The organism is Paracoccus sediminicola, from assembly GCF_027912835.1.
Lineage (GTDB): Bacteria > Pseudomonadota > Alphaproteobacteria > Rhodobacterales > Rhodobacteraceae > Paracoccus > Paracoccus sediminicola.
This window is the reverse complement of the sequence record NZ_CP115773.1, coordinates 1-24,265: the sequence shown is the minus strand read 5'-3', so window position 1 is coordinate 24,265 and position 24,265 is coordinate 1. Positions and strand designations below refer to the sequence as shown.

Sequence of the window (24,265 nt, the reverse complement as noted above, 5' to 3'; positions counted from 1 at the left end):
TTTACACACCGAGCGACTAAAGAAAACTATATATTTCAGTTGGATAGAGGCAATCACTCAGGGCGTAACACAGATTCTAACACATATTTAACACCCAGAATGGCGCGTTGAATTGACCCGCAGCGCCCCAGATTCTGTTCAACGCTGGTAGAACACGCAGGCGTTGACGCCCTCTGTTGTGGCCGTCCATGTCGCCCCGAGGACAGCGCATGTGGAGGGGGTGCTGGCTAAGAAACGGGGCAGGGCGACGGTCATCGCCAAAGCCAGAACGAGCGCACCCAGACCGAACCAGGGCCAGTAGGATTTCCAGCGCTCCAGCCTTTCTTCCCGGTCCCGGATATTGCGGAGAAGGTTGCCGCGATCCTCGCTGGCCTGATCGAGGACGGCAGCCGTCTTGTTCGTTCGCAGGTCCAGATGATTGACCGTGCGGTCGAGACGCTGGAGCGTGTCCAAGAGGCGCGCCTCGACGGCCTGTCCGATCCGGTCGCCGAACCCGGCGGGATCATTCTGGCTCTGCACGGTCACGGCCGCTCGCCGCGCCTCGTTCGCCGCCGTGGTCGCACGGTTGATCGCCTTGGTCTGATCCTCCACTTGGTCGGACAGGTTCAGCGCCAGGCTCGCCAGCCGGTCGAGCGTTTCGCGCAGCTCATCGTCGGAGAGGGCAGGGAGGTCGGGCTGGTCAGACATGGGCGGTTTCCTTTTCGGGGTCAGGCGTCCTGCGGGACGAACAGCCTCTTGAACTCGGGGTCGGCGTAGTAGCGCAGCTTTTGGGCGAGGGCCGAGGGTTGGCCCTGAACGCGCAGAAGCTGCAACTCGGGCGGCATCTGCATGATTTCATCGGGGGTCAGCAGATCGCGGCCCGTGAGGTTGTTGGAGAAGCTGGGGCTGTCGCCCGGCTTGTAGCTGTCCGTCTGGAAGCCCGTGGTTTCCTGGCCGATCATCTGGCTCAGCCATTTGGCGGTCTCGAAATCATTCACGCCGAAGACCTGTTGCACCCCGGCATTGGCAATGAAGGTGCCCGCGCGTTCGCCGTAGAGGTCTTTGAGCTGGCTCATGTCCTGCAGGATGGGCCAGAGCTGGAGGCCATAGCCCGCCATCAGTCCCATGGCGCGCTCCACAGCCTCCAGACGGCCCAGAGCCGCAAACTCATCCAGCAGGAAGAGGGCAGGGGCCTTGAGGCGCTGAGAAGCGCCCTGAGCGCCTACAGAGGCCTCAGCGTCCCGTGCGATGTCCTGGAGGGCCTGAGAGACCAGGAGGCGCAGCCAGCGGCTGTAGGCGTCCATCCGGTTCGGTGGCAGCACCAGAAACACCGAGGTGATCCGGTGGCGCAGATCGGAGAAGTGGAAATCCGACCGCGACGTGACTTTGGCAATGCGCGGGCTGTCCAGAAAGTGCGTGTGGCGCTGTGCGTTCGACAGGACCGAGGCGGCTTCGCGATCCGCCTTGCCAAGGAAGCGGTTGGCGGCGCGGGCAATCAGACCACCCGCCGCATCGCTGTCCTGCATCAGCTCCAGCAGCGCGCGCAGCTTTTCCGGGGGCAGGGTGAGATATTCCCGGACGGTGGCCAGGCAGCGCCGGTCGCGGTCCTCGTGGCAGACGCAGAACATGATCAGCCCGCCAAGGATGGCTTTGGCTTCCTCGTTCCAATGCGCTTCCGTCACCTGTCCCGGCGGGTCCATCACCAGCGCCACTGTCAGGGAGGCCGCATCCTCGCCCAGATCGAGGCTGTCCGGCGTCAGCCGGTCGAGCGGGTTGTAGGCGGCGGATGGCATCCCCGAAACGTCGAAGGGATCGAGGACATGGGTGGTCCCGAACCGCCGCCGGGCTTCCCCGGCGATCCGGGCATTCTCGCCCTTGGGGTCGATGACCAGCACCGAGCGTTCAACTGCCAGCAGGTTCGGGATCACCGTGCCGACGCCTTTCCCGGCCCGCGTCGGGGCGAGGGTGATCAGATGGGCGGGGCCGTCATAGCGCAGCAGCCGCCCGGTCCCCGGATTGCGCCCGATCAGGAGGCCGTCATTCCCCTGAAGCTTCTTCAGCTCCTTACGGCTGGCGAAGCGGGCCGAGCCGTGACTGTCGCCCGTCAGACCGAAGAAGGCATCGGCCCCGGAGGTCTTGCGCCAGTATTGGAACCCGAAGACCGCGCCGATGAAGACAGGTGGCGCGATGATGATCCATTCCCAGGCAGAGTGACCAAGCGGAGGTCCGAAGGCTGTCATGGCCACGACGCCCCCGATGATGAACCCGATCATCGCGCCAAACAGGACGGCCCCGATCATCCAGCCCAACAGGATGGGCGTGAAGATCAGCCGACCGAAGAACCGGAACAGTCCGTCAAAGAGGCGGATCACGCCCCGCATCAGGACGGCGTTTCCGGGTCAGAACTGGACGGGGCAGGGGAGGGGGCATCCCAATCCGCGAAGGCCTTGCGGTCCTGTTCGCGGGGGAGGTTGCGGATCAGCCGGTCGAGCATGGCGGCGGCACTGGAATCCCTTTCCGCCAGATCGAGGAGCGCCCCGCCCAGGATCACCTTGCGCCGCGTGTCGAGTTTACGCTGTCTGGTGCTTTCCCGGTTCTTCAGTGCCTGAAGACGGGCCTTGGCCTGGGCATATCGTTTCTCGGCGCGTTCAAGTTCTGTTTCTGCCAAATCTCTACCCTCGCCACCAAACATTCTTGTGGTTGAAGTTGTTCTTGCCAGATCAACCGATAGCGCTTACCCGTAGGCCTGTAAAGGACAAGGGCGCACTTATGCAAACTCTCCACCTGCGGTTCCGAGATTTGCGTGCGATCTCCTTGAGGCAGGGCCTCAGCCGATTGCGAACTCCGTCCGACGCGAAGCGCGCCGGAATGAAAGGCCTTCCCGGCCTCTCAAACTCTCCAGGGCCAACTTTGGCAGTTGGATCGCGTCCCGCAATGTCGCGCCAACGTCTCGCCCGATGCCCCACGGTGGGGGCCGGTCTGCCGCTGGCGTCTCCGTTGCGGGAGGTTCGTGTCATCGGACCTGACGGTGCCGACACGAACCGGGTTTGCCCCCGGCAAACCGCCAGTGATCTGTCCCCATATCCCGCCCCCCACGAGGCTGGGGATCTGGGGGCAGATCACTGGCAAGCCCGCGCCTCAGAGGTGCGCTGCACCCCTTCGTCCGGGCTGTCTTTTCCCCTCCGGCCCCAGCGTTGTGGGGCGCAGGCCTTCGGGAAAAAGACGGCTGACCCGGTGTCCCATGTCGGGGCGTTGATCCGGCTCAGCAGCGGCGCGCGGTCGTGTTCGCGTCCCGGGCGAGGGGAGGGGGCATGGCCAGCTACCACCTCTCCGTGAAGACGATCAAACGCAGCGCCGGGCGCTCTGCCACGGCGGCAGCAGCCTACCGTGTCGGCGAGCGCATCGAGTGCCAGAGGGAAGGCCGTGTCCACGATTACACCCGCAAGCAGGGCATCGAGGAGACCTTCATCCTGGCACCGAAAGACGCCCCGGACTGGGCCACGGATCGCTCCCGTCTCTGGAACGAGGTTGAGGCCAGCGAGACCCGCCGCAATTCCGTCACCGCCCGCGAATGGGAGCTGGCGCTGCCGTCCGAGATCAGCGACGAGGACCGCTCGCAGATCACCCGCGACTTCGCCCAGGAGCTGGTCAACCGCTATGGCGTGGCCGTCGATGTGGCGATCCACGCACCGCACCGGGAAGGCGATCAGCGCAACCATCACGCCCACGTCCTGACCTCCACCCGCAAGCTGGAAGCCGAAGGCTTTACGACCAAGACGCGCGTTCTCGATTCCGCCAAGACCGGCGGCGTCGAGATCGAGCAGATGCGCGGGCTTTGGGCCGAGCTGCAGAACCGCGCATTGGAGCGGGCAGGGGAGGTGGAGCGCGTCGATCATCGGTCGCTTGAGAAGCAGCGTGACGCCGCGCAGGAGCGTGGCGACAAGCTGTCCGCTGAGGAGCTGGACCGCGACCCCGAGCTGAAGCTGGGACCGGCGGCCAATTCCATGGAGCGGCGGGCGAAGTGGATGGCCGAGCGCCAGGGCCGGGAATACAAACCTGTCACCGAACGCGGGGCCGTGGTCCATGCCGCGCGCCAAGCCCGCGCCGCGTTCCGCGAAATGCGCGCGCGGCTGGAACTGGCGCGCGAGACCTACGGCATCGAGCGCGAGGCCCGGCAGGGCCGCGTCTCTGCCGGTCTGGCGGCGCTCAGGGCCGCGACCGCGAAAGATCGCGACCGAAACCCGGATGACTTCCGGGAGCGGTTGGCGCGCGTCGTGGGCCGGTCAGAAGAGCAGGACGACACGCCGAAGCCGGAAGGTCGCAATTACGCGCGCGAGCGGCTGAAGGAAATCATGGAGAAGGACGGCGGGCGCGACGGTCAGGCGGCGGTTCACAAGCTGGACGGTCACAGCGAGTATGGTCTGGGCGAGGACACAGGGCGCGAGGCGCGCAAGCCATCCGTCAACGAGCGCCTAAAGGACGTGCTGAACAAGCCGCGCGAGCGGCTGGAGATCGAGGATGAGCGCGAACAGGACCGCGGTGACGACGAGAATGAAAACACGCGGGACAGGGATCGTGGCGAAGGTCACAGCCTGTGACGTAACCCGGTGAAACGACAGAGGAGACTGATCGGATGTATGAAGTATTCAACGTGGGCAAGACGATCTTGCTGGATGGAAAGCCACTTTCGCTTGTGACGCTCGCAGGTGTTGAAAGCTGGATCGAGAAGGGCATCCCGCACAGCTATCGCTACGACCAGATGCGCGATCCCCTCGACGGCCAGATGAAGTACCGCTGCATCTATGAGAAGGAAGGGGCGGATGTTCCGTTTGTGCTAGTCAATAGTCCCACCAGCGGCGACGGGCGGGTGATCCTGTTCGATCAGAAGCCGGATCAGCCACCAGTGTTCGGCTAACGCTGGTAAGCGATTTGATTGACTGAGGCCTCTGGCTTCACTCTCAAAGAGCAACGGTAGTAGTGTTCTGGACATCGTAAATGTTTTCTGAGAATGCAGACGAGAGGCGGTGGTCTAGTAGCGCAGTTATTATCTCGGAGCACGTTTCGGGCGTTGGAACAATCAAACCGGTATCGTCAAAATTTATATGGAATCCGAAGTGAACGTGATTTTCCCTTAGACGCTGCATAAAATCAACGTCTTTATAGTGACCTTTTTGACGAATGGCTTGAGCGCGTCGAAGCTGAATCTTGTTGTTTCGAATGTGCGCGTCGAGATGCTGCATGTCTGAGAATATACCGGAGAAATCCGGCTCTGCTTTCAGGTCGTCGAATTCAGTAATGTGAGCTTCCTTATACCTGAGTATGGACTCGAATTGTCTCTTTCCGCCCACTAGTAGCTCGTTACCTACCACGAAGAAATTGACGCCGTCGTGGATGTCAAATCTTGGGGTGTCGTCAACCGTGAGCTCGTGTTCCTTCATGATGAGGGTAGACCGGAGAGATTTTCTGTGTCGGCTTTTCCAGGATTTATCTGCCTGGCGAACGGCGAAAATAACAGTGTCTCCGTGCACAGCCTTTATGGCGTAGAATGTTGTGTTTATAAGGTCCTTTTCTCTTCTGGCGCGGTTGCCTTCGGTTTCCTCCCCTGCGGCTCCCGTTACCACATGTGCGTACGTCTCATCTGTTCCGATTCGAAGCACGCTGGCCTCATTGTTTTCGGCAAGAAGGCTGTACTCCAGAACCTCTTCAATGCGATTTCTTTCGTTGGAAAACGCATCCTTCAGCTTTTGATCAACTGCGGCGTCCGTCTGAACCCACTTTCCTGTGTAAACAGGTGCTTCCGTAGCGGGACCTCTTGGCCCTTTGAATACCCATAGAACGATGTGTGCTTCATCGATATTGAAGGCTTTTAGATCGTCGAGTGCTGCCATCTTTCGTCCGTTACCTCGTGTTTTTGATAATTACTACATCTTGGATTATAGCATGGGTATACTGGGTTTCTGGTTTCAGCGCTCCACTTGAAAGGGCGCGGCCCTGGTGGACGGTTTCGCTTCCTGGAAAGCGATAAGATATTTCGTGCAGTCTCCAGCCGAAAGCTATAAATATTGGATTTAGTAGTATCTGCCCGGAGCGGTGTGTGATCCAGAACATCCATAGAAGAAAGACAATCAGGCCGACAAATTTTCCGGCTTGCTGGTAGTCTAGGCTCATGAATGAAACCACGTACGGCAGAGTATAGCTCATCAATTCTGCTGGAATATACTTTGTGCTTATTATGTTGATGGGATTTTTGGGTTTTGTGCTGGTCAGTGTGTATATGGCGATACCAAAACAAACAAAAGATGTCAGGAAGATAGGTAAGGAAAAATATGGCTTGCTCAGCGCTGGAATCCAGCCGCAGCTTTCGTTCCAGAAGCTCCAACAACATATGTGGTAATTGCCGTAGTCTACATCCTGTACTAACAGAATGAGTCCTAGCGGTAAGTATGAGCCAAGAAAGATGGCAAAGGATGTTAGGAAGCGGAATTGCAATTTTCTACCAGATATTCGTTTGATCTGATGCTACACATGCCTTTAATTTTTGGCCAGCGATCTTCTGCCCGGGTAATCCTCCCCGTTTTAACGGGGCGCGACCGTAGAACTCACGCGGCCATTTTCAGCTTCATGGCGGGTGTAACGCCGCCGATGCCCATATTCGGGCGTTCGTTGTTGTAGGTCCATAGCCATTCGGTGGCGATCTGCTGCACCTCCTCGATGGTTTCAAAGATGTAGAGGTCGAGCCATTCGTGGCGGACCGTCCGGTTGTAACGCTCGACATAGGCGTTCTGCTGCGGCTTGCCGGGCTGGATGTATGTCAGGGCGATGCCCTGCTTCTCGGCCCAGGTCATCAGCGTGGAACTGACGTATTCGGGGCCGTTGTCGACCCTGATCGCCAGGGGCTTTCCGCGCCATTCGATGATCTGGTTCAGGGAGCGGACGACCCGTTCGGCGGGCAGCGAGAAGTCGACCTCGATCCCCAGGCCCTCGCGATTGAAGTCGTCTAGCACGTTCAGAAGCCGGAATTGCCGCCCGTCGGCCAAGCGGTCCGCCATGAAATCCATCGACCAGACCAGGTTCGGGGCATCCGGCACGGCCAGTTCCTCGGGCTTCTCGCGCTTCAGCCGTCGCCGCGGCTTGATGCGCAGGTTCAGCTCCAGTTCGCAGTAGATCCGGTGAACCCGCTTGTGGTTCCAGACATGTCCCTTCACGTTCCGCAGGTGGAGGAAGCACAGCCCGAACCCCCACGTCTTGTGGACATTGGTCAGCCCCACCAGCAGGTCGGCGATCATCTCGTTCTCTTCGTCGCGCCTCGGACTGTAGCGGAAACAGGTCTCGCTGACGCCGAACGCGCGACACGCCAGCGCGATGCTGACACCCTTCGTCGCCACCGCCTTCTCGGCCAACTCCCGGCGTCGAGCTGGCCGCGTCACTTTTTTCCAAGAGCCTCTCGAAGCAGGTCGGCCTGCATGCTGAGATCGGCAAACATGCGCTTCAGCCGCCGGTTCTCGTCCTCGAGGGCCTTCATCTGGCTCATCATGGACGCATCCATGCCGCCATACTTGGCCCGCCACTTGTAGAACGTCGCGCTGCTGATCCCATGCTCGCGGCACAGCTCGGGAACGGGCATCCCGCCCTCAGCCTGGCGCAGCACGCCCATGATCTGGGCTTCGGTGAAACGGCTCTTCTTCATCGGAATCTCCTCGTCCATCCTGCCGAGAAAATTCTACTTCTGCATCCCCTTAACCATGGGGAGGATTACCGGCCAGCCGAATTTTCAGTTACAGTACCTGAGAGGATGGGCGATGTTCTGAATGTCGCCCCTAGATAAATCGCGTCCCGCATTGGCAGGGTTTATGCAGTGACAATTTCCATTGATGACCTCCGTGCCTTTCGCGAAATCGCCCGCACGCGCAGCTTTTCACTGGCGGCGGACAAGCTTCTGGTGACCTCTCCGGCGATCACCCGGCGGATCAAGAAGATGGAAGAGCTGATCGGCGAGCCGCTGTTTGAGCGGACCACCCACATGGTGCGCCTGAGTCCGGCCGGAGAAGAGTTGTTCCCCCGTGCCGAGCAGCTGCTGCGGGAATTCGATGCCTTTGAAACGGTGGCCATGACCATGTCCGGCAACCGGTCGACCACGATCCGCTTTGCCAGCGTGACCAGTGTCGCCGGATCGGTCCTGTCACAGATGCTGGCCGATTTCCACGACCGCTTTCCCGCCTGCCGGTTCGATCTGCAGGACGGGCACGGCACCATCGTTCACCGGCTGGTCGAAGAGCAGGTTGTCGAATTCGGCATCGGCACGCGGCCTGCCCCCGGCTCTAACCTGAACTTCGACCACCTGATCGACGATCCGATTGTCGCCGCCGTGCCGAGGTCGGACCCCCTGTTTGCCGCTCAGGCCCTGGACTGGACCGAGGTTGCGCAGCACGACTTCATGATCCTCAAGGGCGAATCCTCGTTCTTCGGGCATGTCGAGCTTGAGCTGCGCCATGCCGGGAAACCGATGCCGCCGGGCATTCGGGTGCGCGACGTCTCGACCCTGCTGGGGTTTGTCGAACAGGGCGCTTCGCCGATCATCGTGACCGGGCTGATCGCCAGCCGCTGCCGCGGACCGGGGGTCAAGGCCATCGCGATTGCCGATCCGGTCCTTTACAACGCGCTCGGCATCGTGACCTATCCGAACCGCCAGCTCAGCACTGCCGCAGCCGATCTTGTGGCCCATATCCGCGAGGCCCTGCCCCGGCTGCACAATGACATTCTGGATCGAATTCAGACCGGATGAAGCAATCTGATAGTTATTTTGACTGACAACAGATTGATTATTATTCAGTTCAAATTACTTCCCTGCCGGATATTATCCTGAGATCGGCGCAGGTCAGTGGAGGACTGCATCGCGTCCGAGGAAGACGCAAGGGAGGAAACATGAAACTATTCGCTTCGGCGGCGCTGGCCGCTATCGTGTCGGCCGCATCGGTTGCCGCGCAGGACCATACCATCGACGTGTCGCTCGATACCGGACCGACGCACCTGCGCAACGTTCTGGTGCACGACATCGCCAAAAAGATCGAAGAGGCCTCGGAGGGGCGGCTCAAGTTCAACTTCTTCGAAGGCGGGTCGCAGTATAACGACCGCGACGTGACCACCGCGCTCGCTCAGGGTGCCATCGACATGGCGATGCCCGGTCACTGGAACCTTGCCCGCATCGTGCCCGATTACAACGTGCTCGGCCTGCCGATGTTCTACGGCCTCCCGCGTGAGGATCAGTACAAGGCCACCGACGGCGAAACCGGTGCCGCGCTGGCGAAAGAGACCGAGGAAAAGCTGGGCGTCGTCGTTCTGGGCAACTGGATGGACCTCGGCTTTGGCGCGATGTTCTTTACCGAAACCGCAGTCGAGGTGCCCGAGGACATCAAGGGGCTCAAGATGCGGTCTCCCGGCGGCGCGGTGGTCGTCGCCCGGTTCGAGAAATTTGGCGCGACTGGCGTCTCGATCCCCTTCCCCGATGTACCGCAGGCGCTGCAAAAGGGCACCATCGACGGCCTGATGAGCACGTTTGAATCGGTGCGTTCGGCCAAGCTGTGGGACAGCGGGTTGAAGCACTCCTATTCCGATTATCACGCCTTTTATCAATACGTTCCCTTGGTCAGCGCCAAGGCCTGGAATGACCTGCCCGCCGATCTGCAAGAGATCATGCGCACCACCTGGAACGAAGGTGTGGCCGAGGCCCGCGAGGCCGCAGCCGAAGCTCAGGCCAAGGCGGCAGAAGAGGCGGCGAGCCACGGGATGACGAACATCTCGGCGGCCGAAGCCGACCTCGATGCGCTGCGTGCCGATCTCATGGCCGATCAGGACCGTCTGGCCGAAGAACTGCGGGTCGATCCCGCGATCGTCGCAACGGCGCAGAAAGACCTCGCCGAGTGAACGCGCGCCGCAGCCCCGAAGGGGGCTGCGGACACCGATGCACTCTGGCTGATGGAAGCGACCGATGAACCGAATAGTGAAAGCGCTGAGCCGCTTTGAAACCCTTGTCATGGGCTGTGTCGCAGGCGTGGCGATCCTTCTAGTCGTCTACGAGGCGCTGGCCCGCTACCTGGTGCCGTCGATGCTGACGGACTGGGGCGGCGAGGTGATCATCTACCTCATTGTCAGCGCCGTGCTGATCGGCGGCGGGTCCCTTGTGACCCAGGGGCGTCACGTCCGCGCTGATCTGTTCATCCGCATGGTGCCCGATGCAGTGCGCCGGACCGCCGACGTGGCCTCGCTGATCGCGGGTCTGGTCTATTGCGGCATCGTCGCGCGCTATGGCATCGACATGGTCGCCTTTGCCCGCATGATCGACATCCGCTCGGACAGCTCGCTGCAGTTCCCGCAATGGATCTTCTATATCGTCGTGCCGCTAGCCTTTGCCTCGATGGCGCTGCGTTATGCGCTGCTGCTGTGGCAGGTCATCTTTCGCGGCGCCGATCCCTATCCTTCGGAGGCCGGGCATCAGCAATCCGCCGGGTCCCCCGCCGTGCAGGAGGGTCTCTGATGTCCCCGATCGCCGCCCTTTCCGGGTTTCTCGCCCTGCTGGTCGCAGGCTTTCCCGTCTTCCTCGTTCTCGGGATCGTCTCGCTGGTGCTCTTTGCCGCCGAAGGCCGTCCTATGGTCGCCCTGCCGCAGCTCTTTATCGACCACCTGAAATCCGACACGCTGGTCTCGGTGCCCTTCTTCGTGATCGCCGCGACCTTCATGCAGCGGGGTGGCATCGCCAAGGCGCTGGTCGATTTCGCCTATAGCTGGATCGGCGGCGTGCGCGGCGGCATTGCCCTGGTCTGCGTGCTGGCCACGATGGTCTTTTCGGCGATCTCCGGCTCGTCGGTTGCCACCGCTATGGCCATGGGGACGCTGCTGGTCCCGGCCATGCGCGACACCGGCTATGACGAAAAGTTCGCGCTCGGGGTTGTGGCTTCTTCGGGGACGCTCGGCATCCTGATCCCGCCCTCACTGGCGATGATCCTCTTTGCCGTGGTCGCCGGGGAAAGCGTGCCGCAGCTGTTTCTCGCGGGGGTGATCCCCGGCATGCTGCAGGTCGGCATCTTTGCGGCTTGGATCATCTATGTCTCGCGTCGACGGGGCTATGCCGCCGGTTCAACCATGAGCCGGGCCGAATTCTGGGCCGTCAACCGCCGCGCCCTGCCCGCGATGCTGCTGCCGCTGATCATCCTCGGCGGGATCTACAGCGGCCTGGTCACGGTCAACGAAGCCGCCGGCATGGCCGCCTTTGTCTCGATCGTCGTCTCGGTCGTCTTCTACAAGGGCTGCACCATGTCCGAGCTTCCCCGCATCCTGGCCGATGCGATACAGGCCACGGCGGTGATCTTCTTTATCACCATCGGGGCGCTCGCCTTCGGGCACTGGATCACCTCGGAAGGTTTCGCGCGGCAGATGGTCGACTACGTGACCGAGAACGAGCTTTCGGCCTGGCACTTCCTGCTGCTGATCAACCTGGTGATGTTCATGCTGGGGATGTTCCTCGAAACCATCGCGGTGATCCTGATCGTGGTGCCGCTGGTGCTGCCGCTGCTTGCGCCGCTCGGGATCGACCCGATGCATTTCGCGGTGATCATCGTGGTCAACATGGAGATCGCGCTGCTGACGCCACCGGTCGGGCTGAACCTTTTCATCATGGCCTCGACCACCGGCGCGCCGGTCGACCGGGTGGCGCGCGGGGTCCTGCCGTTCATCGCCCTGCTACTGGTGCTTCTCGCCATGGTCACCTTCATCCCGCAACTCTCGCTGTTCCTGCCGGAGATGTTCTATGGACGCTGACACACCCCCGCTGCCGCTGACCCGATCGGTCGCCGACTGGATCGGCCGGGCCGACAGCCTGCCGGTCGGACCATCGGCCCTGACCTGGGCACGGCACTGCCTGCTGGACTGGACCGCCGTCACCATCGCGGCGCGCAGCGAACCGCTGGTTGCCGCGACCCTCGCCACCGCACGCGAAGACGCCACCGGCGCGGCCTCGGTGGTCGGGCATAATGACCGCATCAGCCCGGCCTGGGCGGTTCTGGTCAACGGTGCGGCGGGGCATGCGCTGGATTACGACGATGTCAATTCCGCCATGGTCGGCCATCCGACCGTCGCCGTGCTGCCCGCCCTGCTGACCCGCGCCGAGACCCGCGATCTGCCGGTCGGGCCGGTGCTCGACGCGCTGGTGCGCGGTTACGAGGTCGCGGCGCGGCTCGGTGCGATGATCGGGGCCGATCACTATGCGCAGGGGTTCCACAACACCGCCACCATCGGCACCTTCGGCAGTGCGGCGGCGCTTGCCGCGCTGGACCGGTTCACGGAGGATCAGACCGCCCATGCGCTCGGCGTCGCGGCGGCGCGGGCGGCAGGGCTCAAATCGATGTTCGGCACGATGACCAAGCCGGTGCAGGTAGGCGCGGCGGCGCAGGCCGGATACCTTGCCACGCGGTTGGTCGCCAACGGGCTGAGCGCCTATCCAGACGCCATCGAATCTGCGCAGGGCTTTCTGCAGGCCCATGGCCTGAACCCCGCCGCGCCGGTCTTTGATCCCGCGCCGCAGGGTGTCTTTGCGGTGGAACAGACACTCTTTAAACGCCACGCCGCCTGTTACCTGACCCATGCCGCCATCGAATGCATCCAGGTGCTGGTCGCCGATCACGGTGCGGACGGCATCGATCGCCTGACCCTGCATGTGCCCAATGCCATTCTGGGGTCGTGCAACATCGACGACCCCGCCACGGATCTCGAATGCAAGTTCAGCCTGCGCCACATCGCAGCCATGGTCCTGTCCCGGACCGATACCGCCGATCTCGGCGCCTATGACGTGGACCATGCCCGGACCGAAGCGATGCAGGCCTTGCGCAACCGCGTCCGCGTGATCGGAGAGGATGTTCCCGCCTCGGCGCTGATGTGGTCTCGGGTCTCGGCGCAGCTGACCGACGGGCGCACGGCCGAGGTCGAATTCGACACCGGCGTCCCGGAAACGGACACCGATGCGCAGTGGCAGGCGCTCTGCGACAAGGCCGGCCGCATCATCGACCCGGTCCTCGGACCGGGGCGCGCCGGCCGCATCATCACCCTCATCGAGCAAGACGCCCCGGTGAAACAGCTGTTGGAGGCAACAAGATGACGGACACCATCGTCACCGATCTCAAATCGCGCGCCCGGACGTGGCACCGCGGACACTATTACGAGGACTTTGCGCTGGATCAGACCTTTGTCCATCACTGGGGGCGGACGCTGACCGAGGCGGACAATACCGTCTTCACCACGCTGACCCTGCACTACAACCCGATCTATACCAACGCCGATTTCGCCCGCGCCCAGGGTCATGCCGGGGCGGTGGTCTGCCCGCTTCTGGTGTTCAACACGATCTTTGGCCTCTCGGTCGAGGATCTGTCGGAAATCGGCGGCCCCTTTCTTGGCGTCGACAAGATGACCCACCACCGGCCGGTGATCGTGGGGGAAACCGTCTATGCCCGGTCCCGCGTGATCGACCGGCGGGAACCGAAAAGCCGCCCGGACTACGGCATCGTCACCTGGGCAACCACCGGGCTGGATGAAACCGGCGCGCCGGTGATCGACTTTGAACGCGCCAATCTCGTGAGGAAGAGACCATGACCGAACCGCTGACCCCCAACCAGGGCTACCTCACCGAAGAACGCCTGATGATCCGCGACCTTGCACGGGACTTTACCCGGAACGAGGTGCTGCCCGCTGCCAACCGGCTCGATCCTGAACACGGCACCATCCCGCCCGAGCTGATCACCAAGATGGCCGATCTGGGCCTCTTCGGCATCACCGTCCCCGAGGACGAAGGCGGTCAGGGCCTCGGCGCCTTTGAATACTGCCTCGTCGCCGAAGAGCTGGCGCGCGGCTGGATGTCGGTCGCCTCGCTCATCGCGCGTGGCAACGGCACGTTCTACAAGGAGGGGCTGCGCAAGGATCATCCGCGACGCCAGGAACTTCTGTCGCGCAGCGCCTCGGGCGACATGCTGGTGGCCTATGCCCTGTCCGAGCCGAACACCGGGTCCGACCTGTCCTCGATTGCCTGCCGTGCGGTCAAGGACGGTGAGGACTGGCTGATCTCGGGTCAGAAATACTGGTGCACCTTCGCCGATGGCGCCGATGCCATCCTGGTCTTTGCCCGCACCTCGCCACCGCCCGCCGCCGACAAGCGCCATTTGGGCATCTCGGCCTTTCTGGTCGAGAAACCGCGCGGCGAACTGCCCGCGAACTGCAGCGGCGCGCCGATCCCCAAGATCGGCTATTTCGGCTGGAACACGTTTGAGCTGTCGTTCGATGGCTGCCGCGTCCCGGCCAGAGCAATGATCGGCGACGAGGGCAAGGCGTTCTACATGATGGCCGCCGGGCTGGAAACCGCCCGCGCCCATACCGCTGCGCGCTCCATCGGACTGGCGCAGGGCGCTCTGGACGATGCCATTGCCTACGCCAGGGACCGACGCCAATTCGCCGTGCCGATCGCGGAATTCCAGGCGATCCGCTTCAAGATCGCCACCATGGCCACCAAGATCGAGGCCGCGCGCCAGCTGCTCTATCATGTCTGCACCCAGATCGACCTGGGCAAGCGCTGCGATACCGAATCCTCGATGGTGAAATATTTCGCCTCCGAGATCGCCGAAGAGGTGACCTCGGAATCGCTGCAGATCCATGGCGGCGCGGGCTATACGAAACTCTTTGCAGTTGAACGCCACTGGCGCGACGCGCGGCTGACCAAGATCTTCGAGGGCACCTCGGAGATCCAGCAGCGGATCATTTCGGACAACCTGCTGGGCCGCTCCGAGATCGACAAGCAGATCGCCCGCAACGCCTATTCCAAGACCTACGGGTGATACCATGTTTATGACCCCCTCTGACCTGACCTCGCGCGATACCTATTTCGAGGATTTCGAACCCGGCGAGGTGATCCGCCACGCCCGCGGCAAGACCATGACCGAGATGGACAATGTGCTGCTGACCAATCTGGTGATGAACACCGCCCACGCCCATTTCAACGAGGACTTCATGAAGGACGCCTTCAAGGGCGTCGCGGGGTTCGATACCCGCGTGGTCTATGGCGGGCTGAACTTTTCGCTGGTGGTCGGGCTGGCCGCGCAGGACACCGGCGAACAGGTGATCGCCGAACTGGGCATGGATGCCATCCGGCTCCGCACCCCGGTGCATCATGGCGATACGCTCTATGCCTTTACCGAGGTGCTGGAAAAACGCGATGCCAACAGGGCGGACGCCGGGATCATCCGGTTCAAGCACTATGGCATCAACCAGCAGGACAAGCTGGTCTGCGAACTGGAACGGACCGTGCTGATCCGCCGCCGGGTGGCGGCATGAGCGACACGGCCCCCGCTGGACCGCTGGACGGCATCACTGTTCTGGACCTTACCGCGATGCTGGCCGGTCCCTTTGCCACCATGGTGCTGGGCGATCTCGGAGCCCGCATCATCAAGGTCGAATCCGCCGAGGGCGACATGGTCCGCCCCTCGGCCCGCCTGCCCGGCAATGACGATCCCAAGGGGTTCGGCGGCTATTTCCAGTCGATCAACCGCAACAAGGAATCCATCGTCATCGATCTCAAGTCGGCCGGGGGCAAAGAGATCGTCCGCCGTCTCGCCGCGCAGTCCGACATCGTGGTCGAGAATTTCCGCGCCGGGGTGATGGATCGTCTGGGCCTGTCCTACGAGGACCTCAGCGCGATCAGACCCGGTCTGGTCTATGGTTGCATCCGCGGCTTTGGCGACGCGCGGACCGGCCGCAGCCCCTATGCCGACTGGCCCGCCTTTGACGTGGTCGCCCAGGCCATGGGCGGCATCATGGGGATCACCGGTCTGGCGGGGGGCGCGCCGACCAAGATCGGCGCCGGGATCGGCGACACCGTGCCCTCGCTCTTTCTGGCGACCGGGGTACTGGCCGCGCTGCACCGGGCCCGCGCCACCGGCGAAAGCCAGTTCGTCGACGTGGGCATGTACGACTCGGTCCTCGCCGTCTGTGAACGCATCGTCTACCAGAACTCGTATTTCGACGAGAACCCCGGCCCCGAGGGATCGAGCCACCCGCTGCTCTGCCCCTTCGGCCTGTTCCCCACCACCGACGGCCATGTCGCCATCGGCTGCCCGCGCGATCACTTCTGGGCGATCCTGGCCGAAGAGATGGGCCAGCCCGCCCTTGCCACCGATCCCAGGTTCCGCACCAACGAAGACCGGGTGAAACACCGCGCCCGGACCGAGGCGCTGGTTCGCGACTGGACCGCGCGGCTGTCCAAGCAGCAGATCATGGAGCGGCTCGGCGGGCGTATCCCCCTCGGACCGGTGAACCGCGCGGGCGACATCGTCACCGATCCCCATGTCGCCGCGCGCAACATGCTGGCCACCGTCGATCAGCCCGGTCCCGGCGGCCGCGAGGTGCAGATCGTGAACACGCCGATCCACCTGCTCGAAACCCCCGGCGGCGTGCGCAACCGCAGCCCGCTGCTGGGCGAACATACCGACCGGGTCCTGGCCGAAATCGGCTTCGGACCCGACGACATTACCGAACTCCACGCCTCGGGCGTGGTCGCCTAGGAGACCCCAATGAAGAACACCACCCGCCCGAAGCGCCTGCGGCGCTGCCAGCTCTCCGTGCCCGGAAGCTCCGAAAAGATGATGCGCAAGGCCGCCGGAATGGACCTCGACTACGTCTTTCTCGATCTTGAGGACGCCGTGGCCCCGAACCGCAAGAAAGAGGCGCGCGGCATGGTGGTCGAGGCGCTGAATACGCTCGACTTTGGCCGCACCACGCGCTGCGTGCGCATCAACGACACCGGCACACCCTATTGCTACGGCGATATCATCGAGGTGGTCACCGGCGCGCGCGAGAATGTCGATGTGATCATGCTGACTAAGCCCTTCACCCCCGCCGATCTGCTCTTTGTGGACAAGCTGCTCAGCCAGCTCGAGGCGGATCTGGGCCTGACCAAGAAGATCGGGCTGGAATGTCTGATCGAAGAGGTCGAGGCCATGGTCGCCGTGAACGAGATCGCCTCCTGTACCCCCCGGCTCGAGGCGCTGATCTTCGGTATCGGAGACTATTCCGCCAGCCAGGGCGTCCCCTTTGCCGAGATCGAGGGCAAGGGCGATTACCCCGCAGACATATGGCACTACCAACGGCACCGGCTGATCATGGCCTGCCGGGCCAATGGCATCGACGCGGTGGACGGACCTTTCCCCGATTTCACCGACGCCGATCAGTTCCGCATCGAATGCCAGCGTGCGCAGATGCTGGGTGCAGTTGGAAAATGGGCGATACACCCCAGCCAAGTCACCATCGCACAAGAGGTATTCTCGCCTGCACAGGACGATGTGGACCGGGCGCGCGAGATCAAGGCGCTCTATGACGAGGCGCTGGACAAGGGCCTGGGCGCGGTGACCTACGAAGGCAAGATGATCGACATTGCCGTTGTGCGCCTGCTGCAGAACACGATCGACATGGCCGACCTGATCGGCATGTAGAATAAACCAAAGGAGCGGCAGCTGCCCCAACCCAAAGAGAAAGGCCCCTCCGCTTGGAGGGGCCTTTTTTCATTCAGGCGAAATAGGCGCGCTCTGCCGTCCAGTAGAGCTTTTGGTCCCACTCTGTGAGTGCTCTGCCCCCTGAAAACTGGACCGTTTGAAGCTGGAGTTTTCGGCTAGTCTTTCCTGGCTGGGAGAGGAGCGGAAACGCATGAAAGCATCGAAGTTCACGGAAGCGCAGAAGGCGTTCATCCTGAAGCAGGGGGAACAAGGCACGCCCGTCGCGGAGATCTGCCGCAAGGCGGGCATTAGTCAGGCGACCTACTTCAACTGGAAGAAAAAGTATGGCGGGTTGCTGCCGGACGAGATGCGTCGGCTGAAGGCGCTTGAGGACGAGAACACGCGACTGAAGAAGATCGTGGCCGATCTGACCCTCGATCGGGAGATGTTGCAGGACGTGATCCGCCGAAAGCTCTGAAGCCTGGGCGTCTGCGAGAGATCGTGACCGGGATGTGCGTCGACTGGGGCGTGTCGATCCGGAAGGCTTGTGGGGCCATCTGCTTCGACACGTCCAGCTACCACTACAAGTCCCGGCGGACGGACCAGGCTGCCGTCGAGATGCGGATCAAGGAGATCTGCGAGACGCGTGTGCGGTATGGCTATCGCCGCGTGCATGTCCTGCTGCGACGGGAAGGATGGGTAATCAACATGAAGAAGACTCGCAGGATATACAACGAGTTAGGCCTTCAGTTGCGCAACAAGCACCCGAAGCGCAGGGTGAAGGCAAAGCTACGGGAAGATCGCCAGGAGGCGGTCGGTCCGAACGATGTTTGGGCAATGGATTTCGTCCACGACCAGCTGGCCATGGGCAAGAAGCTCCGCATCCTGACGGTAGTCGACACCCATTCCCGGCTCTGCCCGGCGGCTGATCCCCGCTTCGCCTACCGCGGCGAGGACGTCGTGCAGACGCTGGAAAAGGTCTGCGCCAAGGTTGGCTACCCGAAGACGATCAGGGTCGACAACGGCAGCGAGTTTATCTCCCGTGACCTGGACCTATGGGCCTATGCCAACGATGTCACGCTGGACTTCTCACGGCCAGGAAAGCCGACCGACAACGGGTTCATCGAGGCGTTCAACAGCAAGCTCCGGTCTGAATGCCTGAACGCCCACTGGTTCATGGGTAATCCTCCCCATGGTTAAGGGGATGCAGAAGTAGAATTTTCTCGGCAGGATGGACGAGGAGATTCCGATGAAGAAGAGCCGTTTCACCGAAGCCCAGATCATGGGCGTGCTGCGCCAGGCTGAGGGCGGGATGCCCGTTCCCGAGCTGTGCCGCGAGCATGGGATCAGCAGCGCGACGTTCTACAAGTGGCGGGCCAAGTATGGCGGCATGGATGCGTCCATGATGAGCCAGATGAAGGCCCTCGAGGACGAGAACCGGCGGCTGAAGCGCATGTTTGCCGATCTCAGCATGCAGGCCGACCTGCTTCGAGAGGCTCTTGGAAAAAAGTGACGCGGCCAGCTCGACGCCGGGAGTTGGCCGAGAAGGCGGTGGCGACGAAGGGTGTCAGCATCGCGCTGGCGTGTCGCGCGTTCGGCGTCAGCGAGACCTGTTTCCGCTACAGTCCGAGGCGCGACGAAGAGAACGAGATGATCGCCGACCTGCTGGTGGGGCTGACCAATGTCCACAAGACGTGGGGGTTCGGGCTGTGCTTCCTCCACCTGCGGAACGTGAAGGGACATGTCTGGAACCACAAGCGGGTTCACCGGATCTACTGCGAACTGGAGCTGAACCTGCGCATCAAGCCGCGGCGACGGCTGAAGCGCGAGAAGCCCGAGGAACTGGCCGTGCCGGATGCCCCGAACCTGGTCTGGTCGATGGATTTCATGGCGGACCGCTTGGCCGACGGGCGGCAATTCCGGCTTCTGAACGTGCTAGACGACTTCAATCGCGAGGGCCTGGGGATCGAGGTCGACTTCTCGCTGCCCGCCGAACGGGTCGTCCGCTCCCTGAACCAGATCATCGAATGGCGCGGAAAGCCCCTGGCGATCAGGGTCGACAACGGCCCCGAATACGTCAGTTCCACGCTGATGACCTGGGCCGAGAAGCAGGGCATCGCCCTGACATACATCCAGCCCGGCAAGCCGCAGCAGAACGCCTATGTCGAGCGTTACAACCGGACGGTCCGCCACGAATGGCTCGACCTCTACATCTTTGAAACCATCGAGGAGGTGCAGCAGATCGCCACCGAATGGCTATGGACCTACAACAACGAACGCCCGAATATGGGCATCGGCGGCGTTACACCCGCCATGAAGCTGAAAATGGCCGCGTGAGTTCTACGGTCGCGCCCCGTTAAAACGGGGAGGATTACCCATGAGCCTTGCCGACGCGCGCGAAAAGTTGGAAGGTTGGCGTAGACACTACAACGAGGACCGACCCCATAGCGCGATCGGATACAACGTCCCGATTGCCATGCATTATCCCGATGGCGTCACCAGCCCGTCATCGTGACAGAGCCGGAAAAATCCAGCTTTGGACGGTCCAGAGTTGGGGAGCAGTGCACAGACCCGCAAACTCTCGTCATAAATGAGGGCGTCTCGGGGGGCAGGTCATAATCCACACCACGACAATCTGCGCCACCATGGCAATAATCAGAAACTTTGACCATTTGTAGTCTTGTTTTACATCGATCTTTTTCATTGGTGAATCTCCAGTTTGAAAGATAGTTCGGTCTGGTCTTGTTCCTTAAATATGTGGAATTGAGCCCGGACACAAACTACAAGAATTCAATGCAGCCTTGAGCGAACGGTCGGTCTGTCCGCACATCGGACACAAACCCCCTGCTAGAACTCACACGCCAAAAACGGTCAGTTGCGAGACACACCCCTGCCCTTTCGATCCAGCAAGACCCGTCAGCTACCCTCATAGCCAAGAAAAACAGGCTAACGAACGCCGAAGACCGCTCTGCCCTGCCCCATCGCCGACTGTTGCGAAAATATGTTGCGAATTATCTTGATTGAGCAACAAGAAAGCGCAACAATCTGCGCGTGAACCTTGGCTATGCTCGCATTTCCACAGATCGCGGTCAGGATACCGCCGCGCAGCTCGACGCGCTGCGTACCGCCGGGTGCGAGCGCGTGTTCGAAGAACGCGCGTCCGGTGGACGTTGGGATCGGCCGGAGCTGCACCGGATGCTCGACCAGCTCCGCGACGGCGACGTGGTGATCGTCTGGAAGCTCGACCGGCTGTCGCGGTCGCTGAAAGACTTGCTTTCCATCATGGAGAAGATAGATGCCGCCGGGGCCGGGTTCCGGTCACTGACCGAAGCCATAAACACTACGACCCCTGCTGGGCGCATGATGATGCAGATGGTTGGCGTCTTCGCCGAGTTCGAGCGCGAGATGATCCGTGAGCGCACGCGCGCCGGGTTGGAGCGCGCTCGCAAGAAGGGACGCCACCCAGGGCGCAAGCCGAAGCTCTCCGGCGACCAGCGCCGGGAAATCCGCGACCTAGTGCGATCCGGCAAGCGTACCGAGGCCGAAGCTGCACGCCTGTTCAATGTTCACCGGTCCACGATCAGCCGTGTCATGCGGGAGGCGTCACCCGATGCAGCAGCTTGAGATGTTTCCCGAGGATATCCGCATCGAGCGCGTGGATCACGACGTCAATATGTATCGCTTCTATCGGCTGCGCTTGATGCCGGACCTCTTCGGCGGCGTGTCGCTGTTACGTGAGTGGGGCCGCATCGGCACCCAGGGGCGGCACAGGATCGACTGTTTCGAGGATGCAGGCCGCGCCGCCGACGCGATGGTTGCGCTCTACCAGGCAAAGCAGAAGCGGGGCTACCAACTCTCGGGATGAGGTTTGGCCGCTTCTCCCCTACCCCACCCGGCTTGAACACGCTCGACTTGAGACACAGATACCGTGTGCAAGTTGGTCGTTTTTGGTGTATTATTGCACCAAGCTATAGGAGATCGTTATGCCCAGACAGACCATTACGCTCAGCGACCCAAACCATGCCTGGTTGCAGGCGCGGGTTGAGAGTGGCGAGTTCAAAACCCAAACCGAAGCTGTTAACGACGCATTGCGTCGCGCCCGAGAGATCGAGAACGGCGTGGAAGAGATCAGAGCGAAACTCATTCGTGCAGAGCAACGCGGTTTCACCGATATGACCCCTGACCAGATTCTCAAAGAATCCAAGGAAGAATTGCGCAAAAATGGGGACTTATAGGCTTTCAGAGGAAGCGAAAGACGACCTGATAGGTATCCACCAGTATGGTGTAAGAAAATTTGGCGAAGCACGGGCTGATGCATATTTCTGGCAGATCATTGAAAGGTTCGATGTGCTGGGCGAGACCCCGCTGCTCTACCAAGAAGTGCCGGAAATCCGCGAAGGCTACCGGCGCAGCGTCTGCGGGGTGCATTCGATCTATTATCGGCTCGATGGCGACAATGTTGAGATCATGGCCATCCTAAGATCGCAGGATGCAGCCTTGCGCTTTGGAAGGTCGAAGCCATGATGCTTCAGCGTTAAAAATAACTTTAGAGTTAAAGATGTAGTTAGGGTTGACTTTATCTCTAACTTTGCCATTGTTGTGTGTATGTACGTAATCACCTTCGCAAACCCGAAAGGCGGGTCGGGGAAAACGACTTCCGCCATGCTCCTTGCCGAACAGATCGCCCTTTCGGGCGGTCGGGTGTCCATTCTCGATCTTGACCCAAATGCCAACATTCTTGCTTGGTCTGAAGGCAGGCAGGCGGCGGGACGCGATGTGCCTTTTGCTGTTCATGCGCGGCCGCAGGCCGAGGACACGGTAGAACTGATTGATCAACTTGCTGACGAAGCTGATTATCTGATCATCGACTTGGAAGGATCGAAAGATCAGGTCGTCACCTTCGCGCTTTCCCGAACGGACCTTTGCGTTATCCCGCTCGACGGTTCGCCCATGGAGGCTCGACAGGCGGCTGCGGCCGTTCGGCTTGTGCAGACCACATCGAGCATGATCCGCGCACCAATAGCATATTCGCTGCTGTTCACGCGAACCAACGCAGCCTTCCAAACCACGGATGAACGCGACGTGCGGCAAGAGATGGAGATCAATAACATCCCGACTTTGCCGATCCGCATCGCAAAACGTGCGCCCTATACCCGCATCTTTCGCGATGGGGTGCTTCTGGCGGAATTGCCCGACATCGTTACGAACGAGCATCAAGGCAAGACGGCATCTGTTACAGACAAAGCCCTAAAGCAGGTGGCCGGAGCCATTGAGAACGCCCGTGATTATGCTCAGGCTGTCATTCATGCTCTCACGAAAGAGAGAGCAGCATGAGCAAGTATGGATTTGACGGCGGTATCGACCTCCCCAACCCCTCCGAGTCTTCAAAGACGCGGCCCAAAGCCGAACCGGGTTCTGTTGAGAAGGCCGTCGAGGCTGGCAAATCCCTCGGCTTTGTCAGCCGGGACGCTTCCACACGGCTGAAACCCGGCCCGAAGCGTAGGGAGCCCCAAGACAAGGTTTCGATTCCGGGACCGAAACGTGTTGTCGACAAATTCCGGGCATTCTGCCAGGACCGCGACCTCACGCTCTGGCAGGGACTTGAACTGTTGCTTTCAGAGAAGCAAAGCGGGTCAGATTAGGGACGGCCGCGTTTCTCGAAGACCTTCTTGCAGAACCCGATGAAGGCGGCGTTGGGGTTGCGGGGCGGTTCCGTCATCCACTCTCGCCATTCCTGTTCGAGGACATATACATCCCATCCCGGCGCGACCGCCCGCGCGTCATGGTAGGCTTCCGGGTCGAGCCGTATGTGCAAGGGGGTAGGGGAAGCGATTCCCGCTTGATCGCTGCGCCGGTTGGTGAAGATCACCATGTCGTTTTCCATCCTCACAGCGTAGTCAGGCATGTGGGCATGTTGCCCATCTTGGCGCACGATACTCATGACCAGGCGGCGAAACTCTTTTGCAGTAGAGCAGGAGCCGCACTTGGCTTGCAGCTTCGCCAGCCCGATCTTCCATTCCTGCTTTGCCCCACAATGTTTTCGGGCAAGCTCATAGATGCGTCGCTCCAACGGTTTGCGCAGACGGAAATAATCACGGTGCAAGGTCAGCACCTCACGATGCCGGATGGCGTTGAATACCCAATCCGAAAGCCTGATTTCCACCTCCTGCATCCGTCCGTCGCGTGTCTCACGAACGATCCTGAATCGGTCAATCAGTCCGAAGCCATCGAACTCTTCCTTGCCGCCAGTGATAAGATTGGTTGTGATCACCGTGCCCTGAAGACGTTCCAGGGCAGCCCTGAGCTGTTCATACCCGCGCCCGTCCGTTCCTCGATTAGTGGCCTTCAGTATGTCATATGCTCTGAAGCGAATGATCGGGCTGACCTCACGTTCTTCATTCAGCGCTGCGATGCATTGGCTGATGCAGTAAATCAGCACATCACGGTCATGGACCGTCGCCAGGCCCTTCATCGAGGGCGTAATCTCAACAAAATTCTGTCCGTTCTCATACCGCCGAATCCGTCGGTCCGGCTTGGTCGATATTGAGAAGATCGGGTGTTCCATCGACGCCATGTCACCTTTAGGCGCAGCATCAAAGATGTCGCAGACAAAGAAGTCCGCTTGCTGCATCCGATCCGGCAGGAGCGGAGATCGAGAGTTCGTGTTTTCACCCACCATTCGCCCACATTCGTGTTTTCACACACCAAGGTCAAGAGATTCGTGCTTTTACACACCATCTTTCGTGTTATCACCCACCGTCTTTCGTGCT

At 61.2% G+C, this 24,265-nt stretch carries 26 protein-coding genes and 2 pseudogenes; 21 read left to right on the top strand and 7 right to left on the bottom strand.

Features of this window, described 5'->3' with window-relative positions; genetic code table 11:
- Window positions 1-138 precede the first annotated feature (138 nt).
- From PAF18_RS17410 to PAF18_RS17400, 3 genes are read right to left on the bottom strand one after another with little or no spacing between them, the layout of a single operon-like run.
- Window positions 139-687 (bottom strand): hypothetical protein, encoded by a 549-nt coding sequence (locus PAF18_RS17410; protein ID WP_093744226.1) that lies wholly within the window; start codon window positions 685-687, stop codon window positions 139-141.
- A gap of 20 nt (window positions 688-707) precedes the next feature.
- Entirely contained in the window at window positions 708-2,360 is a 1,653-nt protein-coding gene (locus PAF18_RS17405) for a type IV secretory system conjugative DNA transfer family protein (protein WP_271118381.1), read from the bottom strand.
- Entirely contained in the window at window positions 2,360-2,671 is a 312-nt protein-coding gene (locus PAF18_RS17400) for a mobilization protein (RefSeq protein ID WP_434802279.1), read from the bottom strand. Before PAF18_RS17400 ends, PAF18_RS17405 begins: the two co-directional genes overlap by 1 nt.
- 619 nt (window positions 2,672-3,290) lie before the next feature.
- On the opposite strand from PAF18_RS17400, the gene mobQ reads away from it, so the two are divergent.
- Together mobQ and PAF18_RS17390 are read left to right on the top strand one after the other, a co-directional pair.
- Window positions 3,291-4,577, top strand: coding sequence for a MobQ family relaxase (gene mobQ / locus PAF18_RS17395; protein ID WP_271118380.1), 1,287 nt, complete (start codon window positions 3,291-3,293; stop codon window positions 4,575-4,577).
- 35 nt (window positions 4,578-4,612) lie between these two features.
- Entirely contained in the window at window positions 4,613-4,894 is a 282-nt protein-coding gene (locus PAF18_RS17390) for a hypothetical protein (protein ID WP_271118379.1), read from the top strand.
- Between the two features lie 43 nt (window positions 4,895-4,937).
- Here the strand turns inward: PAF18_RS17390 and PAF18_RS17385 are convergent, their stop codons facing one another.
- The 3 genes from PAF18_RS17385 to PAF18_RS17375 form a co-directional block, all read right to left on the bottom strand.
- The gene (locus PAF18_RS17385) at window positions 4,938-5,867 is read right to left on the bottom strand and encodes a Kiwa anti-phage protein KwaB-like domain-containing protein (RefSeq protein ID WP_271118378.1); all 930 of its coding nucleotides are present in this window, start codon (window positions 5,865-5,867) and stop codon (window positions 4,938-4,940) included.
- A 10-nt stretch (window positions 5,868-5,877) separates the two neighbouring features.
- A complete protein-coding gene (locus PAF18_RS17595; RefSeq protein ID WP_491899802.1) occupies window positions 5,878-6,468 on the bottom strand; it encodes a KwaA family protein in 591 nt (196 codons plus the stop codon).
- 110 nt (window positions 6,469-6,578) lie between these two features.
- Window positions 6,579-7,666 (bottom strand): IS3-like element ISPam3 family transposase gene (locus PAF18_RS17375; RefSeq protein WP_271118376.1). Its coding sequence is split into 2 segments (ribosomal slippage): window positions 6,579-7,405 and window positions 7,405-7,666, totalling 1,089 coding nucleotides; the frame shifts between segments, so codons are not numbered across the junction.
- Window positions 7,667-7,834: 168 nt separating this feature from the next.
- Between PAF18_RS17375 and PAF18_RS17370 the strand changes: the two genes are divergently transcribed.
- From PAF18_RS17370 to PAF18_RS17280, 19 genes and pseudogenes are all read left to right on the top strand, one after another.
- On the top strand, window positions 7,835-8,761 hold the full coding sequence (locus tag PAF18_RS17370) for a LysR family transcriptional regulator (RefSeq protein ID WP_271118375.1): 927 nt from the start codon (window positions 7,835-7,837) through the stop codon (window positions 8,759-8,761).
- A gap of 140 nt (window positions 8,762-8,901) precedes the next feature.
- Window positions 8,902-9,900, top strand: coding sequence for a TRAP transporter substrate-binding protein DctP (gene dctP, locus PAF18_RS17365; protein ID WP_271118374.1), 999 nt, complete (start codon window positions 8,902-8,904; stop codon window positions 9,898-9,900).
- A 64-nt stretch (window positions 9,901-9,964) separates the two neighbouring features.
- Window positions 9,965-10,510: a TRAP transporter small permease gene (locus tag PAF18_RS17360; protein ID WP_271118373.1), complete on the top strand. Its 546-nt coding sequence runs from the start codon at window positions 9,965-9,967 to the stop codon at window positions 10,508-10,510.
- Window positions 10,510-11,790 carry a TRAP transporter large permease gene (locus tag PAF18_RS17355; RefSeq protein ID WP_271118372.1) on the top strand — a complete coding sequence of 427 codons (1,281 nt, stop codon included), beginning with the start codon at window positions 10,510-10,512 and terminating at the stop codon, window positions 11,788-11,790. Before PAF18_RS17360 ends, PAF18_RS17355 begins: the two co-directional genes overlap by 1 nt.
- Window positions 11,780-13,123, top strand: coding sequence for an MmgE/PrpD family protein (locus tag PAF18_RS17350; protein WP_271110062.1), 1,344 nt, complete (start codon window positions 11,780-11,782; stop codon window positions 13,121-13,123). The genes PAF18_RS17355 and PAF18_RS17350 overlap by 11 nt, the downstream gene beginning before the upstream one ends.
- Window positions 13,120-13,614, top strand: coding sequence for a MaoC family dehydratase (locus PAF18_RS17345; protein WP_043755128.1), 495 nt, complete (start codon window positions 13,120-13,122; stop codon window positions 13,612-13,614). The genes PAF18_RS17350 and PAF18_RS17345 overlap by 4 nt, the downstream gene beginning before the upstream one ends.
- Window positions 13,611-14,846 carry an acyl-CoA dehydrogenase family protein gene (locus tag PAF18_RS17340; protein WP_271110041.1) on the top strand — a complete coding sequence of 412 codons (1,236 nt, stop codon included), beginning with the start codon at window positions 13,611-13,613 and terminating at the stop codon, window positions 14,844-14,846. Before PAF18_RS17345 ends, PAF18_RS17340 begins: the two co-directional genes overlap by 4 nt.
- Before the next feature lie 10 nt (window positions 14,847-14,856).
- Window positions 14,857-15,342, top strand: coding sequence for a MaoC family dehydratase (locus PAF18_RS17335; protein ID WP_271118386.1), 486 nt, complete (start codon window positions 14,857-14,859; stop codon window positions 15,340-15,342).
- A complete protein-coding gene (locus tag PAF18_RS17330) occupies window positions 15,339-16,568 on the top strand; it encodes a CaiB/BaiF CoA transferase family protein (RefSeq protein WP_271118385.1) in 1,230 nt (409 codons plus the stop codon). Before PAF18_RS17335 ends, PAF18_RS17330 begins: the two co-directional genes overlap by 4 nt.
- Before the next feature lie 9 nt (window positions 16,569-16,577).
- Window positions 16,578-17,495, top strand: coding sequence for an HpcH/HpaI aldolase/citrate lyase family protein (locus PAF18_RS17325; protein WP_271118384.1), 918 nt, complete (start codon window positions 16,578-16,580; stop codon window positions 17,493-17,495).
- A 211-nt stretch (window positions 17,496-17,706) separates the two neighbouring features.
- Window positions 17,707-18,674 (top strand): annotated as a pseudogene (locus tag PAF18_RS17320) (IS3 family transposase); the annotation flags it as partial.
- Window positions 18,675-18,744: 70 nt separating this feature from the next.
- Window positions 18,745-19,832, top strand: a protein-coding gene (locus tag PAF18_RS17315) for an IS3-like element ISPam3 family transposase (RefSeq protein ID WP_271118376.1) whose coding sequence is annotated in 2 segments (ribosomal slippage) — window positions 18,745-19,006 and window positions 19,006-19,832 — 1,089 coding nt in all. Because the reading frame shifts where the segments join, the coding sequence is not laid out codon by codon here.
- A 40-nt stretch (window positions 19,833-19,872) separates the two neighbouring features.
- Window positions 19,873-20,010 (top strand): annotated as a pseudogene (locus PAF18_RS17310) (integrase core domain-containing protein); the annotation flags it as partial.
- Between the two features lie 536 nt (window positions 20,011-20,546).
- Window positions 20,547-21,119, top strand: a complete 573-nt coding sequence (locus PAF18_RS17305; protein ID WP_271118383.1) for a recombinase family protein — start codon at window positions 20,547-20,549, stop codon at window positions 21,117-21,119.
- Window positions 21,106-21,360 carry a WGR domain-containing protein gene (locus PAF18_RS17300; RefSeq protein WP_093744220.1) on the top strand — a complete coding sequence of 85 codons (255 nt, stop codon included), beginning with the start codon at window positions 21,106-21,108 and terminating at the stop codon, window positions 21,358-21,360. Before PAF18_RS17305 ends, PAF18_RS17300 begins: the two co-directional genes overlap by 14 nt.
- A gap of 118 nt (window positions 21,361-21,478) precedes the next feature.
- On the top strand, window positions 21,479-21,730 hold the full coding sequence (locus PAF18_RS17295) for a ribbon-helix-helix domain-containing protein (protein WP_093744221.1): 252 nt from the start codon (window positions 21,479-21,481) through the stop codon (window positions 21,728-21,730).
- On the top strand, window positions 21,717-22,019 hold the full coding sequence (locus PAF18_RS17290; protein WP_093744222.1) for a type II toxin-antitoxin system RelE/ParE family toxin: 303 nt from the start codon (window positions 21,717-21,719) through the stop codon (window positions 22,017-22,019). The genes PAF18_RS17295 and PAF18_RS17290 overlap by 14 nt, the downstream gene beginning before the upstream one ends.
- An 81-nt stretch (window positions 22,020-22,100) precedes the next feature.
- Complete coding sequence (locus PAF18_RS17285) at window positions 22,101-22,829, top strand: AAA family ATPase (RefSeq protein ID WP_093744223.1); 729 nt, start codon at window positions 22,101-22,103, stop codon at window positions 22,827-22,829.
- Window positions 22,826-23,137 carry a hypothetical protein gene (locus tag PAF18_RS17280; RefSeq protein ID WP_093744224.1) on the top strand — a complete coding sequence of 104 codons (312 nt, stop codon included), beginning with the start codon at window positions 22,826-22,828 and terminating at the stop codon, window positions 23,135-23,137. The genes PAF18_RS17285 and PAF18_RS17280 overlap by 4 nt, the downstream gene beginning before the upstream one ends.
- Here PAF18_RS17280 and trfA read toward each other — a convergent pair.
- Window positions 23,134-24,174, bottom strand: a complete 1,041-nt coding sequence (gene trfA, locus PAF18_RS17275) for a replication initiator protein A (RefSeq protein ID WP_271118382.1) — start codon at window positions 24,172-24,174, stop codon at window positions 23,134-23,136. The two genes, PAF18_RS17280 and trfA, sit on opposite strands and share 4 nt — an antisense overlap.
- Window positions 24,175-24,265 lie beyond the last annotated feature (91 nt).

Bases quoted from the DNA above. Each gene is read 5' to 3' on its own strand.
- PAF18_RS17300 (WP_093744220.1), top strand. From the start codon at position 21,106: ATGCAGCAGCTTGAGATGTTTCCCGAGGATATCCGCATCGAGCGCGTG.
- PAF18_RS17355 (WP_271118372.1), top strand. From the start codon at position 10,510: ATGTCCCCGATCGCCGCCCTTTCCGGGTTTCTCGCCCTGCTGGTCGCA.
- PAF18_RS17360 (WP_271118373.1), top strand. From the start codon at position 9,965: ATGAACCGAATAGTGAAAGCGCTGAGCCGCTTTGAAACCCTTGTCATG.
- PAF18_RS17330 (WP_271118385.1), top strand. From the start codon at position 15,339: ATGAGCGACACGGCCCCCGCTGGACCGCTGGACGGCATCACTGTTCTG.
- PAF18_RS17325 (WP_271118384.1), top strand. From the start codon at position 16,578: ATGAAGAACACCACCCGCCCGAAGCGCCTGCGGCGCTGCCAGCTCTCC.
- PAF18_RS17335 (WP_271118386.1), top strand. From the start codon at position 14,857: ATGACCCCCTCTGACCTGACCTCGCGCGATACCTATTTCGAGGATTTC.
- PAF18_RS17280 (WP_093744224.1), top strand. From the start codon at position 22,826: ATGAGCAAGTATGGATTTGACGGCGGTATCGACCTCCCCAACCCCTCC.
- PAF18_RS17410 (WP_093744226.1), bottom strand. From the start codon at position 687: ATGTCTGACCAGCCCGACCTCCCTGCCCTCTCCGACGATGAGCTGCGC.
- PAF18_RS17400 (WP_434802279.1), bottom strand. From the start codon at position 2,671: ATGTTTGGTGGCGAGGGTAGAGATTTGGCAGAAACAGAACTTGAACGC.
- PAF18_RS17345 (WP_043755128.1), top strand. From the start codon at position 13,120: ATGACGGACACCATCGTCACCGATCTCAAATCGCGCGCCCGGACGTGG.
- dctP (WP_271118374.1), top strand. From the start codon at position 8,902: ATGAAACTATTCGCTTCGGCGGCGCTGGCCGCTATCGTGTCGGCCGCA.
- mobQ (WP_271118380.1), top strand. From the start codon at position 3,291: ATGGCCAGCTACCACCTCTCCGTGAAGACGATCAAACGCAGCGCCGGG.
- PAF18_RS17385 (WP_271118378.1), bottom strand. From the start codon at position 5,867: ATGGCAGCACTCGACGATCTAAAAGCCTTCAATATCGATGAAGCACAC.
- trfA (WP_271118382.1), bottom strand. From the start codon at position 24,174: ATGGTGGGTGAAAACACGAACTCTCGATCTCCGCTCCTGCCGGATCGG.
- PAF18_RS17350 (WP_271110062.1), top strand. From the start codon at position 11,780: ATGGACGCTGACACACCCCCGCTGCCGCTGACCCGATCGGTCGCCGAC.
- PAF18_RS17290 (WP_093744222.1), top strand. From the start codon at position 21,717: ATGGGGACTTATAGGCTTTCAGAGGAAGCGAAAGACGACCTGATAGGT.
- PAF18_RS17340 (WP_271110041.1), top strand. From the start codon at position 13,611: ATGACCGAACCGCTGACCCCCAACCAGGGCTACCTCACCGAAGAACGC.
- PAF18_RS17285 (WP_093744223.1), top strand. From the start codon at position 22,101: ATGTACGTAATCACCTTCGCAAACCCGAAAGGCGGGTCGGGGAAAACG.
- PAF18_RS17405 (WP_271118381.1), bottom strand. From the start codon at position 2,360: ATGCGGGGCGTGATCCGCCTCTTTGACGGACTGTTCCGGTTCTTCGGT.
- PAF18_RS17390 (WP_271118379.1), top strand. From the start codon at position 4,613: ATGTATGAAGTATTCAACGTGGGCAAGACGATCTTGCTGGATGGAAAG.
- PAF18_RS17295 (WP_093744221.1), top strand. From the start codon at position 21,479: ATGCCCAGACAGACCATTACGCTCAGCGACCCAAACCATGCCTGGTTG.